Raw genomic sequence first — 14,788 nt, 5'->3', positions numbered from 1 at the left:
TTCATGCGGCAACGCCGCACCGCTTCCACATGTCAGAAACGACCCGTTATCCGGCGGCCGGCCTGCGCCGGCGCCTCGCATCGCTGCTCTACGAATCCCTGCTGCTGCTCGGCGTGCTGGCGGCCGGCTTCATGCTGCCCTATCTGATCGTCGGACTGTTCTTCGAACTCGCGCCCCAGGGCTGGTTTGCCTGGCTGCACATCCTGCTGCTGCTTGGCCTGTACTTTGTTCACTACTGGCGCCGTGGCGGACAGACACTGGCCATGCAGACCTGGGGGATACGTGTCGTCAACGCAACGCAGGACAGGCCGCCCGAACTGAAACGCGCGCTCGCGCGCTATCTGCTCAGCTGGCCGTCGCTGCTGTTCTGCGGTGTCGGGCTGTTCTGGGCGCTGTTCGATCGCGACCGCCAGTTCCTGCACGACAGACTGGCCGGCACCCGGGTGATCCGCATCAAGTAGACGGACCGCTCAGCGGCGGTCCTCCCACCACAGCATGGCCGCCGCAGCGAACACGAAGAGGAAACCTGGCGTCAGTGCCGCCGCATAGGGCGGCCACGAGTTGATCGCACCGAGATTGGAAAACAGGCCGTTCAGCATGTGGAAGAGCACGCCGATCATCACACCGGTGAACACCTTGATGCTGACCGCCGCATTGCGGTTGTGCATGTAGGCGAAAGGCAATGCGAGCGCCAGCATGACGAAGCAGGCGAGCGGGTAGCTGAATTTCTTCCACAGCGCGATCTCGTAGCGACCGGTTTCCTGCCTGTTGTCCGACAGGTGCCGGATGTAGTGCCACAGCTTCCACGCCGACATCCTCTCGGGCACGACCAGCATCACGCTCATCACGTCTGGGCTGAGATCGGAATCCCACACCAGCGTGTCCGACTTGCTCACTTTGGCACCGTTCTCCGAGAAGTCGGTGCGAATGACGTCGGTGAGCACCCATCCGGACGGCGCCTCGTAGCCGCCGCTTGCCGCCTCCAGCACGGACAGCAGTTCGCGGCTGTCGTTGAACTCGAAAATGCGGATCTTGCGCAGCACGCCTTCCGGCGTGACGCTGCCGATGTTGACGAAATCGTGGCCGTCCTTGACCCAGAATCCACTACGGAATTCGCCGGTGAGCAGTTGCGAACGGGCGGACAGCTTCAGCTCCTGCGCCGCCCGTTCGGCCGGCGGCGCGACAAATTCGCCGGTGATGAAGGTGAGCAGCACGAAGGGCAGACCGATGCGTGCGAGCAGACGCAGGATGCGGCCGGTTGACATCCCCGAGGCACGCAGCACCGTGATCTCCGAATGGCGCGACAGCGTGGTCAGTGAGTACAGCGCGCCGATCAGCACCGCGATCGGCAGTGTTTCGTACACGCGACCGGGCATGGTCAGCACGGTATACATCACCGCGTGCTGCAGGCCGTAATTGCCGCGCCCGAGATTGTCCAGTTCGTTGATCAGGTCGAAAAAACCGAACAGCCCGAGGAAGGCCGCCAGCACCAGCAGGGTGGCCAGGGCGACTTCACGGCGGATGTAACGTTCGTGGATCAGCATCGGTCAGCGGCCCAGCCAGGTGCGCGGAAGGTGGCCGTACATGCGCCAGGCGAACATGCCGGCCAGCAGCAGGAACATGCCGCCATGCAGCGTCCACAGCACGCCGCCGAAGGACAGCTTGCCCTGTGACACCCAAGCTTGGGTGATGCTCAGCAGATTCGAGTAGACAAGATAGATCAGCAGCGCCATCAGCAGATTGTTGGCACGCCCGGCGCGCGGATTGACGAAAGACAGCGGAATTGCGAGCAGAGCGAGGTTGAGTGCAGCGATCGGCAGGCCGATGCGGAAAGCCAGCTCGCCCATGTTCGGCGCGGTCGGGTCGGCCAGCAGTTCCTCGACCGTCAGCAGGTAGGGGCGCGACTCGACGCCCTGCGCCTCCTTCGTTTCGATCCGCACCGCGTAACGCTCGAACTCCATCACGCGGTACTCCGGGCTGCCCGGCTCGCCCTCGTAGCGGCGCCCGTTCAGCAGCACGACGAAGCGGTCGCCCGATTCCATGGTCTGCGTGTAGCCGTCACCGGCCACGATGACGCCGACCTTGCCCTTGTCGGTCGTGCTGACGAAGATATTCTTGACTGCACCATCGGTGCCATCGCCGCTCTCGACGAAGAACACCCGGTTCGCCTGCGACGACTCGCGGAAGCTGCCGGGCGACATCTGCGCCACGTCGTCGCGGTTGCTCATGCGGGTGCGGAATTCGGCACTTTTCACCTGAGACCACGGGGCCAGATACAGCGACAACACCCCGACCGCGATCACCATGGGCAACGCGAACAGCAGCACCGGCCGCACCCAGGCTGACAGAGGCAGGCCGGTGGCGAACCACACCACCATTTCCGAATCCCGCCAGCTGCGGGACATCGCCAGCAATACAGAAATGAATAGCGTCAGCGACAGAATCACGCCCAGATAACGCAATGCGCCGAAGCCGAGCAGCGCCATCACCGCTTCCGATGCCACTTTCCCGCCCGCCGCCTGTCCGAGCAGGCGCACGAGCTGGGTGGACAGCACGATCGCGAACAGGGCGACGAACACCGTCAAAGCAGTACTGGCGAATTCGCGCAGGGCGGCGCGCTGGAAGATCAAGCCTGGGGCTCCGTGCGGAACGCCTTCGCGCAAAGGCGCGTCAGGCCGTTCTTTTTTGACTCGCGCGCGGCTTCACGCCGATAATCGGACGACTTGAAGCAGCGCGAACTGATAGAGGAGAAGCGGGTGGAATTTAGCATAAAGAGCGGCAGCCCCGAGAAACTGCGCACCGGTGCCCTGGTAGTCGGCGTGTTCGAGTCGCGCAAACCGGCCGCCGCTACCGCGGCGCTCGACGCCGCCAGCAAGGGTCGCATCGCCGACATCCTCGGCAGCGGCGACATGGACGGCAAGTCCGGCAGCACGCTGCTGCTGCACAAGCTGCCGGGCATCGCCGCCGAACGCGTGCTGCTGGTCGGCCTCGGCAAGGAAAAGGAATTCGGCCTCAAGGAATATCGCGACGCGGTTGCCGCAAGCGTGCGCGCGCTGCGCGATACCGGCGCCAGCGACGCGGTGAGCACGCTGGCCGAAGTTGCCCCGCGCAAGGTCGGCACGGCCGGTGCGCTGCGCCAGGCGGCGATCGTTGCACTCGACGTGCTCTACCGCTACGACACCCACGCCCGCAACAAGAAAGACGAATCGCGCGCACTGGCCGCACTCGGCTTCACGCTGCCCAAGAAAACCGCGGCATCAGCCGCCGCCGAGGCACTGGCCCAAGGCGAGGCAATCGGCCACGGCATGGCGCTGGCCAAGACGCTCGGCAACCTGCCGCCCAACGTATGCACGCCGACCTACCTCGCCGAACAGGCGCTCGAACTGGGCAAGAAATCGGACATCGCCGTCACCGTGCTCGACCGCGCCGACATGCAGAAGCTGGGCATGGGTTCCTTCCTGTCGGTCGCTGCCGGCTCGCGCCAGCCGCCCAAGTTCATCGCGATGGAGTACCGCGCCGGCAAGAAGAACGAGGCGCCCATCGTGCTGGTCGGCAAGGGCATCACCTTCGACACCGGCGGCATTTCGCTGAAGCCGGGCGAAGGCATGGACGAAATGAAGTACGACATGTGCGGCGCAGCGAGCGTGCTCGGCACCTTCCAGTCGCTGGCCGCGATGAAGCTGCCACTGAACGTGATCGGCCTCATCCCGACCACCGAAAACATGCCGGGCGGCGCAGCCACGCGGCCTGGTGACGTGGTCAAGTCGATGTCCGGCCAGACCATAGAAATCCTGAACACCGACGCCGAAGGCCGCCTCATCCTGTGCGACGCACTGACCTACGCCGAGCGCTACGAGCCCGCCTGCGTGATCGATATCGCGACGCTGACCGGCGCCTGCATCATCGCGCTGGGCCATGTCACCAGCGGCCTGATGGCCAACGACGACGCGCTGGCCGACGAACTGCTGGCCGCCGGCCAGACCGCGTGGGACCGCGCCTGGCGCCTGCCGATCTGGGAGGATTACCAGGAGCAGCTGAAGAGCAACTTCGCCGACATGGGCAATATCGGTGGCCGGCCCGCCGGGTCGATCACCGCCGCCTGCTTCCTTGCCCGCTTCGCGAAGAAGTTCAAGTGGGCGCATCTGGATATCGCCGGTACCGCCTGGAAGAGCGGCAAGGAAAAGGGCGGCACCGGTCGTCCGGTACCGCTGCTGACCCACTTCCTGCTCGAACGCGCCGGCAAGCTCTGAGGCACGCATGGCGGTCGCCGAATTCCACCACGACGCGCCCGACAAGCTGCGCCACGCCTGCGCGCTGGTGGCGCAGTGGCATGCCGCGGGGCGTCGCGTGTGGATACATTGCGACAACGATGCGCTGGCCACGCGGCTCGATCAGATGCTCTGGGTGTTCGAGCCGCTGGCCTTCATTCCGCATGTGCGCGACGGCCACCCGCTGAGCGACGCGACGCCGGTGCGCATCGGTCGCGATCCGGCGTCGGCCCCGGTCGATGCGATCCTGCTCAACATGGCGCACGATGTGCCTGCCGGTTTCGAGCAACGCGCGCACATCGTCGAGATCGTCAGTCAGGACCCCGCCGACCGCGACGCGGCGCGCACGCGCTACGTACGCTACCGGCAGGGCGGATTCGACATGCAGACAAGAAAGGCTGAAGCATGAGCGACGACCTGATCGGCCGAGCCGATTCGCTGATGCGGCGCAGCCGCACCTTCGTCGCCGGCCGGGTCGCCCCGGCCGTGGTGGACGACGGCATCCCGCTGCTGACCGAGGAAGTGGATCTCGACACCCTGGTGCCGGAACCCGAGGACCGCAGCGCCGAAATCACCGCGGCGGTGACCGCGGAGGTCACGGAGCGCGTAACGGCCGAAGTCACCGAGCGGGTCACCGCGGAGGTGACCGAACGCGTCACCGCCGACGTGACGGAACGCGTAACCGGAGAGGTTGCGCGCTCGGTCGGCACCGAAGTCCGGGAACGTCTGCAGCAGAGGACCTCCGACGCACTGTCGCAGCAGTTTTCCGACCTGCCCGCGCTGATCCAGAGCCGTATCGACGACTGGTGCACGACCACGCTGCCGGCGCTGGTCGGCATCGAGATGCAGGTGGCGTTCGAGGCGGCGCTGGGCGCCGCACTGGAGAGTGCAACAGCCCGCATCCGCGAACAGGCAATACTCGATCTGCGTGAATCCATCGCCGCCGACATCGAAAACCGCAGTCAGGCCGTGCTCAACGCCACGGTCGAACCATCGGACCAGCCCGACCAGCCCCTATAATCGCGGGTTTGCATCCAAGCAGACCCGTCATGACGCTGGCCAAGAGCTTCGAACCGGCCGACATCGAACGCCGCTGGTACCCCGAGTGGGAATCGCGCGGCTATTTCGCTGCCGGCCTGGACACCGACACCCCGAACAAGCCCAACTTCTGCATTCTGCTGCCGCCGCCGAACGTCACCGGCACGCTGCACATGGGCCACGGTTTCAACCAGACCCTGATGGATGCGCTGACGCGCTACCACCGCATGCGCGGCGACAACACGCTGTGGCAGCCGGGCACCGACCACGCCGGCATCGCCACCCAGATCGTGGTCGAGCGCCAGCTCGACGCGAAGGGCGTGTCGCGCCACGACCTCGGCCGCGAGGAATTCGTGAAGAAGGTGTGGGAATGGAAGGAGTACTCCGGCTCCACCATCACCCGCCAGATGCGCCGTCTCGGCACCTCGCCCGACTGGACGCGCGAGCGCTTCACGATGGACGAAGGCCTGTCGAAGATCGTCACCGAAACCTTCGTCCGTCTGCATCAGGAAGGTCTGATTTACCGCGGCAAGCGTCTGGTCAACTGGGATCCGGTGCTGGGCACCGCGGTGTCCGACCTCGAAGTGGTGCAGGAAGAGGAAGCCGGTTCACTGTGGCACATCCACTATCCGCTGGCTGATGGTTCCGGTCATCTGACCGTCGCCACGACCCGCCCGGAAACCATGCTGGGCGACGTCGCCGTGATGGTGCATCCGGAGGACGAGCGCTACAGCGCGCTGATCGGCAAGACGGTGAAGCTGCCGCTGACCGACCGGGAGATTCCGGTCATCGCTGACAGCTACGTCGATCGCGAATTCGGCACCGGCGTGGTCAAGGTGACTCCGGCGCACGATTTCAACGACTACGCGGTCGGCCAGCGGCATGGACTGCCGATGATTTCCATCCTGACGCTGGATGCGAAGATCAACGATAACGCGCCGGAGAAATATCGCGGCCTCGACCGCTTTGCTGCGCGCAAGGCCATCGTCGCCGACCTCGAAGCAGCCGGCCTGCTGGAGAAGACCGACAAGCACACGCTGAAAGTGCCGCGCGGCGACCGCACCAATGCCGTGATCGAGCCCATGCTGACCGACCAGTGGTTCGTCGCGATGAGCAAGCCGGGCAAGGACGGCAAGAGCATCACGCAGAAGGCGCTCGACGTGGTGGCGAACGGCGAGATCCGCTTCCACCCGGAAAACTGGGTGAACACCTACAACCAGTGGCTGAACAACATCCAGGACTGGTGCATCTCGCGCCAGCTGTGGTGGGGCCACCAGATTCCGGCCTGGTATGACGATCAGGGCAACGTGTTCGTCGCGCATTCCGAAGCCGAGGCCTACCAGAAGTATTTTGAACACCTCGCGCAATCGAAGCCGGACCTGAAGCGCCTCGCCATCGCCACCGCGATGGCGCGCGAAATGTCCGGCGACACGCTGCCCGAAGTCGGCCGCAATTACGCGATCAAGGAAAACCTGCCGCTGCTCAAGCGCGACGAGGACGTGCTCGACACCTGGTACTCGTCGGCGCTGTGGCCCTTCTCGACGCTGGACTGGACGCCGGACTGGGAGCCGGGCAACCCGGAGAAGAGCAATCCGGCGCTCGACCTCTACCTGCCGTCGTCGGTGCTGGTGACCGGTTTCGACATCATCTTCTTCTGGGTGGCGCGCATGGTCATGATGACCACGCACATCACCGGTCGCATTCCGTTCCGCGACGTCTATGTGCACGGTCTCATCCGCGACGCGGAGGGCCAGAAGATGTCGAAGTCCAAGGGCAATGTGCTGGACCCGATAGACCTGATCGACGGCATCGCGCTGGACGATCTGGTGAAGAAGCGCACCACCGGCCTGATGAATCCGAAGCAGGCGGAGCAGATCGAGAAGCGCACGCGCAAGGAATTCCCGGACGGCATTCCTGCCTTCGGCACCGACGCACTGCGATTCACGTTCGCCTCGCTCGCCAGCCCTGGCCGCGACATCAAGTTCGACATGCAGCGCTGCGAAGGCTACCGCAACTTCTGCAACAAGCTGTGGAACGCCACCCGCTTCGTGCTGATGAACTGCGAAGGCCAGGACTGCGGCATGGCGCCGTGCAACGAGGACTGCGGCCCCGACGGCCCGCTGCATTTCCAGGCGCCCGACCTATGGATCGTCAGCGAACTGCAGCGGGTCGAAGCCGAAGTCGAGAAGCAGTTCGGCGACTACCGCTTCGACCTGGTGGCGCAGGCCATCTACCGTTTCGTCTGGGACGAGTACTGCGACTGGTATCTTGAACTGGCCAAGGTGCAGATCCAGAACGGCACGCCGGCCCAGCAGCGCGCCACCCGTCGCACCCTGCTGCGCGTGCTCGAAACCGTGCTGCGTCTGGCTCACCCGCTCATTCCCTTCATCACCGAAGAGCTGTGGCAGACGGTGGCCCCGCTGGCCGACCGCAAGGACGGTGAATCGATCCAGCTGGTGCGCTACCCGCAGGCCAATCTGACGCGCATCGACGCGACGGCCGACGCCTGGGTGGCCGAACTGAAAACCATGATCGACGCCTGCCGGAGCCTGCGTGGCGAAATGGGCGTGTCGCCGGCGACCAAGGTGCCGCTGCTGGCCGCCGGCAAAACCGAGGCGATCCGTGGCTATGCGCCCTACCTTGCTGCGCTCGCCAAACTCAGCGAAGTGCAGGCGGTAGGCGACGCGCTGCCCGATTCGCCGGCGCCGGTGCAGGTGGTGGGCGATTTCCGTCTGATGCTGAAGATCGAAATCGACGTCGCGGCCGAACGAGAACGCGTCGGCAAGGAGATCGCCCGCGTCAAAGGCGAGATCGCGAAATGCGAAGCCAAGCTCGGCAACGAAAGCTTCGTCGGCCGCGCCCCGGCCGCCGTGGTCGATCAGGAGCGCAAGCGTCTGGCTGACTTCGGCGATCTGCTGAGCAAGCTGGAAGAGCAGCTGGGGCGGTTGGGGTGACGCGAGGGGCTGGGGGCTAGGGATTTGGGGCTAGCGGATTGCGGGCGGCGAAGCCGCCCGGAGACTTTTCTAGCCCCTAGCCCCTGCCCCCTAGTTGTGAAGCTTCAATAGGTTGTTTCGGGTGTTCACCCGGAGAAGTTCTGAGAGACTGGAAATCGCCAAACCCCCAAGCTCTCTCGAACAGGATTCCGGATGAACACCCACAAGAATGCCCGATTGACCTACCTTCGTCGCCTGGAAATGGTGTTGGACATGCGTGTGAGAGGTCTGTCGGCCTCTGATGCGGCGAAGCGTAACGGCGTCAGCAGTGTCACTTCCCGCAAATGGCTGGGGCGCTACCTGGCCGAAGGTCCGGCTGGACTTGCAGACAAGTCGTCCCGTCCCGCCCGTTCTCCCCGAAGCATTGCCCCAGAAGTCGCGCTGACCATCATCGAGCTGCGCCGCAAACTCTTTCTTCAATCCCGGATCGCCTCCTACACCGGCGTATCCAAAGCAACGGTCAGCCGGGTGCTCCGACGAGCCGGCCTCTCAAGGTTCAGCGATCTGGCCCCGACGGAGTCCATACAGCGCTACGAGCGCCAGACGCCCGGCGAACTGCTCCACATCGACATCAAGAAGTTGGGCCGCTTCACCGCTGTGGGTCATCGAATCACAGCCGATTATCGCAAGCGCACCCGCGGCGTAGGCTGGGAACACTTGTTTGTGGCCATCGACGACCATTCGCGCATTGCTTTCACCGACATGCACCCCGATGAGCGCAAAGACAGCGCCGTGAGCTTCCTGCGAAATGCCGTCGCCTATTACGCAACGCTCGGTGTCACCGTACAGCGCGTGCTCACCGACAACGGACCTGCCTTCCACTCGCTCGCCTTCGCTCAGGCCTGCACCGAGCTGGGGATCAAACACAAGTTCACACGAGCCTATCGGCCACAGACCAATGGCAAGGCAGAGCGCTTCATCCAGTCAGCTCTGCGCGAGTGGGCCTACGGCCATTCCTATCCCAACTCCGACCTGCGCAAAGCCGCTTTGCCTCTCTGGAACCACTTCTACAACTGGCACCGACCTCATCACGGCATCGCCTGCAAAGTCCCTATGTCCCGTCTCTCAAATTCGCAGAACAACCTCTTGACTCTTCACACCTAGTCCCTGCCCCCTAGTCCCTCCAATAAACCGCCCTCATCCGCTCGCAGTAGCGCACGATGGACGGGTAGTCGCGCTCGATCAGCCGCTTGAACGGAATGTTGACATCGACGAACACGACGTTGGCCAGCATGCCGTAGGCCGTTGCGTCGATGCTGGAGGGGTGGCCGAACAGGAAGGGTTTGTCGCCGAGCACAGTGGCGACGGCGTCGATGTCGCGCATGCCCATTTCGGTGATTTCGTCGGCGGTGTGGCGGCCGACGCCGGCTGCCTTCACCTGTTTCACCATGCCGCCGCGGGCCAGTGCCGGCACGAACCATTTGTACGGCGCGCCCATGCCGCCGAAAAAGGCGTCGCGCGTGGCCGGCCAGTAACGGTCGTCGGCCCAGCGGAAATGGAGCAAGCACCAGTAGGCGTGCTCCTCCAGCGTGCGCTGGAGCATCAGCGATTGCGCGCGCTGGTCGCGATCGAGGTGGTCGTCCAGCGCCACGCCGTGGCGCCGCTTCAGGTGATCGATGATGAGGCCGCTGTCCGCCAGAACGGTGCCGTCGTCGTCGATGATGTGTGGCAGCTTGCCTTTCGGCGCCTTGCCCAGATTCATCGTATACACGTTCTGGTAGGGCAGCCCGGCCATGCGCAGCCAGGTTTCGAGCTTCAGGCAGAAGCCGCTCGCATTGGGCAGGCCCATCGCCGGGGGAAACTGGAAAAGACGGATCATTGTTTCCCCCTTGTTCTGGCGCCAGCCGCTGCGTTTACTTGCGTCGCAGCAGGAAGAAGAATTCCTTGTTCGCTTCGCCACTGTCGAGCAGGGTGTTGCCCGTCTGCCGCGCGAACGCTTCGAAATCGCGCACTGCGCCGGGATCGGTCGCCACCACGCGCAGCACCTGACCGCTGCTCAGTTCCGAAAGCGCTTTCTTGGTGCGCAGGATGGGCAGCGGACAGTTCAGGCCGCGCGCATCCAGTTCCTTGTCGAATTCCATGTCTCACCCCGTGCTTGGAGCGGCGTTTATACCCGCTGTCGCGGCGGTGATCAACGCCACGGCTTTGTTTCCAGCGCCAGCCGACATCGCGTGACGGCCTACAGGCCGTCGCGCCGCTGCTCGGCAAGCCGTTCGCGCAGTTCGCGCAGCCGCGCATCGACCGCCGACTGCTGATAGAAATCGCCGTCAGCGGCACGCTGTGCCAGTTCGAGCTGTTCGATGGCGGCCTGGTACTGCCCGTTCAGCACATAGGCCTCGGCCTGCGCACGGTGCTGCGCCAGGCGCTTGCCAAGCAGCGCATAGGTCCGCGCCTGGTACTGGTAGAGCTGCGGGTCCTGGGTGGTGACGGACACCTCGCCATTGACGACCGTCAGTGCCTCGTCCGGACGATTGTCGGCCAGCAGGGCCTCGATCAGTCCGTACAGCAGCGCGCGCGAACGCGCGGATCGGCTCAGACCGTCGCGGAAGCGCTCGACCGCCTCGGCCGGGCGCCCGGCGTCGAGACTGATGCGCCCGCCCAGGTTGTCGAGCAAGGGCGAGGCAAAGCCGTCGGCGTGCAAGCCATCGAGTTCCAGCTGCGCGCGCTTGAAATCGCGCAAACGCAGCGCCGCGTGTGCCAGACCGAAACGCGCGGCGACACGCACGTTGCCCTGGACGTCGCGCAGCCGGCTCTCGAATTCGGCCATCGCCTCACGCGCGTCGCCGTCGTAGGCACGCAGCTTGGCGCGCACCAGCAGGAAATCGATGCTGTCCGGCACCTGGCGGTAGGCGGTCTGCTGGATGCGTGCGGCTGCGTCGGCAATACGCTCGGTGGTCAGCGGGTGGGTGCGCAGATAGGCCGGCGAATTCGCTTCGTAGAAGCGCACCGAACGCTGCATGCGCTCGAAGAAGGCCGCCATGCCCCGGGTGTCGAAGCCGGCGCCATCCAGCATCTGGATGCCGATGCGGTCGGCCTCGCGTTCGAAGTCGCGCGTATAGGCAAGCTGGGTTGCGATGTTCGCCGCCTGACCGCCGACCAGCGCTGCCTGCGCTGCCTGCGAGTTGCCGCGTGCGGCGAGCGCCGCGATGATGAGCGAGGCGATCGCGATCACGCTCATTTCGCCGCGCTTCGAGTACAGCCGTGCGATGTGCCGCTGCGTCACGTGCGAAATTTCGTGTGCAATCACCGAAGCCAGTTCGGATTCGCTCTGCGCCGCGACGATGAGGCCGGTGTGTACGCCGATGAAGCCGCCGGGCCAGGCGAAGGCGTTCAGCGTCGGGTCGCGCAGCGCGAACAGTTCGAAGCTCTGCGTCGAATCCGGCAGCTTGGACACCAGTCGGTCGGCCAGCTGGTTCAGGTAGCCGTTGATCTCCGGATCGTTGATGTAGCTGCGCTCGCGCACCCGCATGTCGCGCCACAGCGATTCGCCGATGCGGCGTTCGAGCGACGGCGGCAGATCGGCCTGGGCGACGTCGCCAAGATCGGGCAGCGTATTGGCCGGCGCGGCAAGCGGCAGCAGAAGCAACACGGCGACCGCCTTGCGCAGCTGGCGGGAGAACAGGAAGTGACTCATGGCGATGCTATGATAACGGGCAGGCGTGAACGGTCGTTCGGCAGCAGGTGAGCATTCGTCAGCGATCCGTTACCGCGTGTGACGGTGCCCCGCAAACAGCGGCGGCGCAACAAGAACGGCAGCACAGAAGGTTCGGCCGGCGCTGCGCGACGACCGACATGGTAGCCGGCCTGGCCGGTCCCCTCACCCCTCAACGCCTACGTCTCCGATGTCGTCGATTCCGGTTGGTTCGCACGCCCTGCTGCTGATTGAAGATGTACCCGAAGACGTGAAGCTCATCACCACGGCACTGCGCAACATCGTGCCGAGCGAGCAGATCCAGATCGCCGCCTCCGGTGAGGAGGGGCTGGACTACCTGTTCGGGCGTGGCGCCTTCGTCGGGCGCGACACGCGCTACCAGCCGGCGCTGGTGATGCTTGACCTCACCTTGCCGCGCATCGACGGGCTGGAGGTTCTGCGTCAGGTCAGGGCCGACCCGCAGACGCATGTGCTGCCGGTGGTCATGGTGTCGGCGTCGTCGCAACAGCGCGACATCCGCACCGCCGCGCAACTCGGTGCCAACAGCTTCGTGCGCAAGTCGCTCGATTTCGTCAGCTTTTCCGAAACGCTGACCCTGCTCGCCCGCTACTGGCTCGAACTGAACATCCCCCCTCCTCACCCGTCCGCAATGACACGATGAGCGCCGACGACTCTCAGACTCCGCAGTCTCCGCTGACCCATTTCGACGCCCAGGGCCAGGCCCACATGGTCAACGTCGGCGACAAGGCGCACACCGCGCGGGTGGCGCGTGCCGCCGGTTCGATCACCATGCTTCCGGCCACCTTCGCGCTGGTGCGCGACGGCAATGCAAAGAAAGGCGACGTACTCGGCGTCGCCCGCATCGCCGGCATCCAGGCCTCGAAGCGCACCTCGGAGCTGATCCCGCTGTGCCATCCGATCGCACTGACCAAGGTGAGCGTCGAGTTCACGCTCGACGAAGCCGCAAACCAGGTGCTGTGCGAGGTCACCGCCCGCACCACCGGTCAGACCGGCGTCGAAATGGAAGCGCTGACCGCAGCCAGCGTCGCCCTGCTCACCATCTACGACATGTGCAAGGCGGTCAACCGCGGCATGCGCATCGGCGACATCCGTCTGCTGGAAAAGGCCGGCGGCAAGTCGGGGCACTGGACGGCCGACTGAGCCCGGTGCGCGTGCGTCTGCAACGCCGCGCGTAAGCGCCGCACGGCCCTTCCGCCCGCGAGGTGACGAAGAAACCCGCTTTCGTTCTACCATCGGCCCGGTCGCGGGCACTGAACCCGCTCAGGCACGGAAACGATGGCCCAGGAAATCGAACTCAAACTGGCGATGGCCGGCGCCGGCTGGCGCGCCTTCTCCCGCCACCCGCTGCTGCGCGAGGCCATCGCGCCAGCGCACACGCAGACGCTGCGCAACCTCTATTTCGACACCCCCGACCTCGCACTGCGGCGCCAGCGCGTCGCGCTGCGCCTGCGTCGTGCGGGGCGGCGCTGGCTGCAGACGGTGAAGTGCGCCAGTGCGTCGCGCGCGGGGCTGTCGTCGCGTCCTGAATGGGAGCAGCCCTTCAGCGGTCACTTCGATTTCTCGGCCATCGACGACCCCGCACTGCGTGCAGAACTCGAAACCCTGCGCGACCGCGGCGTGCTCGTCACCGTGTTCGACACCACCTTCGAGCGGCGCGAATGGCGTTTCAAAGCCGGTGACGGCGAGCTGCTGCTGATGGCCGATCGCGGTCACATCATTGCTGGCGAGCAGCGCGAAACCATCTCGGAACTCGAACTGGAACTGGCCGGCGCTCCGGTCAACGCCCTGCTCGATTTCGCCGCCCGCCTCGCTGCGACGCTGCCGCTGCGTGCAGAGTCACGCAGCAAAGCACAGCGCGGCTACGACCTGATGGCCGGCACCACACCCGAGCCGGTGCGCGCCGGCCGCTCGCCGATAGACCCGGAAGGCTCGGCCGCAGACGCATTCCGCGCGGTCGCGCTGGACTGCATCGCGCACTACCAGGCAAACGAACACGGTGCATTGAACAGCGACGCGCCGGAATTCATCCACCAGATGCGCGTCGCGCTGCGCCGGCTGCGCAGCGCACTGCGCGTGTTCGCGCCCGCGTTGCCGGACGGCAGCGCCGACGATCTGGCGCAGCACTTGCGTGCGCTGGCGAGCGAACTGGGCGAGTTGCGCGATCGCGACGTGCTGCAGTCCGAACTGGTGGCGCCGCTGCTGGGCAAGACGGCCTCACCCGAACTGAACGATCTCGCCGGCACACTGCTCGCGATACGCAGCGAAGTGCGCGCGCGCGTGATCAATGCCCTGCAGGACGGCAGGCAGGCCCGACTGATGATTGCGCTGCTCGACCTGCTGCATCGGCTCGACGAACGGCAGGACGCACCATCGCTGGCCGCCCTCGCCCGCAAGCGCCTGGCGCGCGCACATACCCGCATGATCGCCGCCGCCCGTCTGGCCAGATCGGGCGACATCGCCGCGCTGCACGCGCTGCGCATCGACGTGAAACGGCTGCGCTACGCACTCGAATTCAGCCTGCCGCTGCTGCACGCCAATCGCGCCCGGCGCGCGCTCGAAACACTTGCGGCCGCACAGGAGCAGCTTGGCTTGATCAACGACCTCAGCCAGGCTGGCCCGCGCCTGCTGGCTGCCGCAGGCAACGACCCGGCCCTGCTGGCCGCAGTGTCACAGATCGCCGCGCACCACATGCCGCGCTACCGGAAGATCGTCAACGAGGCACCGAAGCTGCTCAAACGTCTGGAGCGCATGCCGCGCCCGCGCTGAATCCGGGGCGCCGTGTCATGCATCCGTCACGTCACCTCACCACACTGCGC

14 protein-coding genes are annotated in these 14,788 nt (G+C 65.4%); 9 read left to right on the top strand and 5 right to left on the bottom strand.

The window, feature by feature from the left end; translation table 11 throughout:
• The first annotated feature begins 29 nt into the window (after positions 1–29).
• The gene (locus ACQ66H_RS04695; protein ID WP_430433018.1) at positions 30–461 is read left to right on the top strand and encodes an RDD family protein; all 432 of its coding nucleotides are present in this window, start codon (positions 30–32) and stop codon (positions 459–461) included.
• 9 nt (positions 462–470) lie between these two features.
• Here ACQ66H_RS04695 and lptG read toward each other — a convergent pair whose 3' ends face one another.
• Together lptG and lptF are read right to left on the bottom strand one after the other, a co-directional pair.
• Positions 471–1,544 (bottom strand): LPS export ABC transporter permease LptG, encoded by a 1,074-nt coding sequence (lptG, locus tag ACQ66H_RS04690; protein WP_430433017.1) that lies wholly within the window; start codon positions 1,542–1,544, stop codon positions 471–473.
• A 3-nt stretch (positions 1,545–1,547) separates the two neighbouring features.
• Complete coding sequence (gene lptF / locus ACQ66H_RS04685; RefSeq protein ID WP_020163605.1) at positions 1,548–2,630, bottom strand: LPS export ABC transporter permease LptF; 1,083 nt, start codon at positions 2,628–2,630, stop codon at positions 1,548–1,550.
• A 126-nt stretch (positions 2,631–2,756) separates the two neighbouring features.
• On the opposite strand from lptF, the gene ACQ66H_RS04680 reads away from it, so the two are divergent.
• The 5 genes from ACQ66H_RS04680 (at position 2,757) to ACQ66H_RS04660 (ending at position 9,403) form a co-directional block, all read left to right on the top strand.
• Complete coding sequence (locus ACQ66H_RS04680; RefSeq protein ID WP_430433016.1) at positions 2,757–4,250, top strand: leucyl aminopeptidase; 1,494 nt, start codon at positions 2,757–2,759, stop codon at positions 4,248–4,250.
• A 7-nt stretch (positions 4,251–4,257) separates the two neighbouring features.
• Positions 4,258–4,677, top strand: coding sequence for a DNA polymerase III subunit chi (locus ACQ66H_RS04675; protein ID WP_019919423.1), 420 nt, complete (start codon positions 4,258–4,260; stop codon positions 4,675–4,677).
• Positions 4,674–5,288, top strand: a complete 615-nt coding sequence (locus ACQ66H_RS04670) for a hypothetical protein (RefSeq protein WP_430433015.1) — start codon at positions 4,674–4,676, stop codon at positions 5,286–5,288. The genes ACQ66H_RS04675 and ACQ66H_RS04670 overlap by 4 nt, the downstream gene beginning before the upstream one ends.
• Positions 5,289–5,317: 29 nt before the next feature.
• Positions 5,318–8,260 (top strand): valine--tRNA ligase, encoded by a 2,943-nt coding sequence (locus ACQ66H_RS04665; RefSeq protein ID WP_430433014.1) that lies wholly within the window; start codon positions 5,318–5,320, stop codon positions 8,258–8,260.
• A gap of 192 nt (positions 8,261–8,452) precedes the next feature.
• A complete protein-coding gene (locus ACQ66H_RS04660; RefSeq protein WP_430432535.1) occupies positions 8,453–9,403 on the top strand; it encodes an IS481 family transposase in 951 nt (316 codons plus the stop codon).
• A 10-nt stretch (positions 9,404–9,413) separates the two neighbouring features.
• On the opposite strand, the gene ACQ66H_RS04655 is transcribed toward ACQ66H_RS04660, so the two are convergent.
• The 3 genes from ACQ66H_RS04655 to ACQ66H_RS04645 all read right to left on the bottom strand — a co-directional run bounded on the left by ACQ66H_RS04655 (position 9,414) and on the right by ACQ66H_RS04645 (position 11,933).
• Positions 9,414–10,118 carry a glutathione S-transferase family protein gene (locus ACQ66H_RS04655; protein ID WP_430433013.1) on the bottom strand — a complete coding sequence of 235 codons (705 nt, stop codon included), beginning with the start codon at positions 10,116–10,118 and terminating at the stop codon, positions 9,414–9,416.
• Between the two features lie 34 nt (positions 10,119–10,152).
• Positions 10,153–10,380, bottom strand: a complete 228-nt coding sequence (locus ACQ66H_RS04650; RefSeq protein WP_019919427.1) for a sulfurtransferase TusA family protein — start codon at positions 10,378–10,380, stop codon at positions 10,153–10,155.
• Between the two features lie 98 nt (positions 10,381–10,478).
• A complete protein-coding gene (locus ACQ66H_RS04645) occupies positions 10,479–11,933 on the bottom strand; it encodes a M48 family metalloprotease (protein ID WP_430433012.1) in 1,455 nt (484 codons plus the stop codon).
• Between the two features lie 208 nt (positions 11,934–12,141).
• Between ACQ66H_RS04645 and ACQ66H_RS04640 the strand changes: the two genes are divergently transcribed.
• The 3 genes from ACQ66H_RS04640 to ACQ66H_RS04630 all read left to right on the top strand — a co-directional run bounded on the left by ACQ66H_RS04640 (position 12,142) and on the right by ACQ66H_RS04630 (position 14,738).
• Positions 12,142–12,612 carry a response regulator gene (locus ACQ66H_RS04640; RefSeq protein ID WP_304004020.1) on the top strand — a complete coding sequence of 157 codons (471 nt, stop codon included), beginning with the start codon at positions 12,142–12,144 and terminating at the stop codon, positions 12,610–12,612.
• Positions 12,609–13,112 (top strand): cyclic pyranopterin monophosphate synthase MoaC, encoded by a 504-nt coding sequence (gene moaC / locus ACQ66H_RS04635; protein ID WP_430433011.1) that lies wholly within the window; start codon positions 12,609–12,611, stop codon positions 13,110–13,112. Before ACQ66H_RS04640 ends, moaC begins: the two co-directional genes overlap by 4 nt.
• A gap of 135 nt (positions 13,113–13,247) precedes the next feature.
• Positions 13,248–14,738 carry a CHAD domain-containing protein gene (locus ACQ66H_RS04630; RefSeq protein WP_430433010.1) on the top strand — a complete coding sequence of 497 codons (1,491 nt, stop codon included), beginning with the start codon at positions 13,248–13,250 and terminating at the stop codon, positions 14,736–14,738.
• The last annotated feature ends 50 nt before the right edge of the window (positions 14,739–14,788 follow it).

Source organism: Methyloversatilis sp. (assembly GCF_965284615.1).
Taxonomy (GTDB): Bacteria; Pseudomonadota; Gammaproteobacteria; order Burkholderiales; family Rhodocyclaceae; genus Methyloversatilis.
This window is presented reverse-complemented; position numbering and strand designations above follow the sequence as displayed.

What these genes read in the sequence shown, in the direction of transcription:
- ACQ66H_RS04675 (WP_019919423.1), top strand. Translation starts at nt 4,258, where the DNA reads ATGGCGGTCGCCGAATTCCACCACGACGCGCCCGACAAGCTGCGCCAC.
- ACQ66H_RS04655 (WP_430433013.1), bottom strand. Translation starts at nt 10,118, where the DNA reads ATGATCCGTCTTTTCCAGTTTCCCCCGGCGATGGGCCTGCCCAATGCG.
- ACQ66H_RS04660 (WP_430432535.1), top strand. Translation starts at nt 8,453, where the DNA reads ATGAACACCCACAAGAATGCCCGATTGACCTACCTTCGTCGCCTGGAA.
- ACQ66H_RS04645 (WP_430433012.1), bottom strand. Translation starts at nt 11,933, where the DNA reads ATGAGTCACTTCCTGTTCTCCCGCCAGCTGCGCAAGGCGGTCGCCGTG.
- ACQ66H_RS04650 (WP_019919427.1), bottom strand. Translation starts at nt 10,380, where the DNA reads ATGGAATTCGACAAGGAACTGGATGCGCGCGGCCTGAACTGTCCGCTG.
- ACQ66H_RS04630 (WP_430433010.1), top strand. Translation starts at nt 13,248, where the DNA reads ATGGCCCAGGAAATCGAACTCAAACTGGCGATGGCCGGCGCCGGCTGG.
- lptG (WP_430433017.1), bottom strand. Translation starts at nt 1,544, where the DNA reads ATGCTGATCCACGAACGTTACATCCGCCGTGAAGTCGCCCTGGCCACC.
- ACQ66H_RS04640 (WP_304004020.1), top strand. Translation starts at nt 12,142, where the DNA reads ATGTCGTCGATTCCGGTTGGTTCGCACGCCCTGCTGCTGATTGAAGAT.
- ACQ66H_RS04665 (WP_430433014.1), top strand. Translation starts at nt 5,318, where the DNA reads ATGACGCTGGCCAAGAGCTTCGAACCGGCCGACATCGAACGCCGCTGG.
- ACQ66H_RS04670 (WP_430433015.1), top strand. Translation starts at nt 4,674, where the DNA reads ATGAGCGACGACCTGATCGGCCGAGCCGATTCGCTGATGCGGCGCAGC.
- moaC (WP_430433011.1), top strand. Translation starts at nt 12,609, where the DNA reads ATGAGCGCCGACGACTCTCAGACTCCGCAGTCTCCGCTGACCCATTTC.
- ACQ66H_RS04695 (WP_430433018.1), top strand. Translation starts at nt 30, where the DNA reads ATGTCAGAAACGACCCGTTATCCGGCGGCCGGCCTGCGCCGGCGCCTC.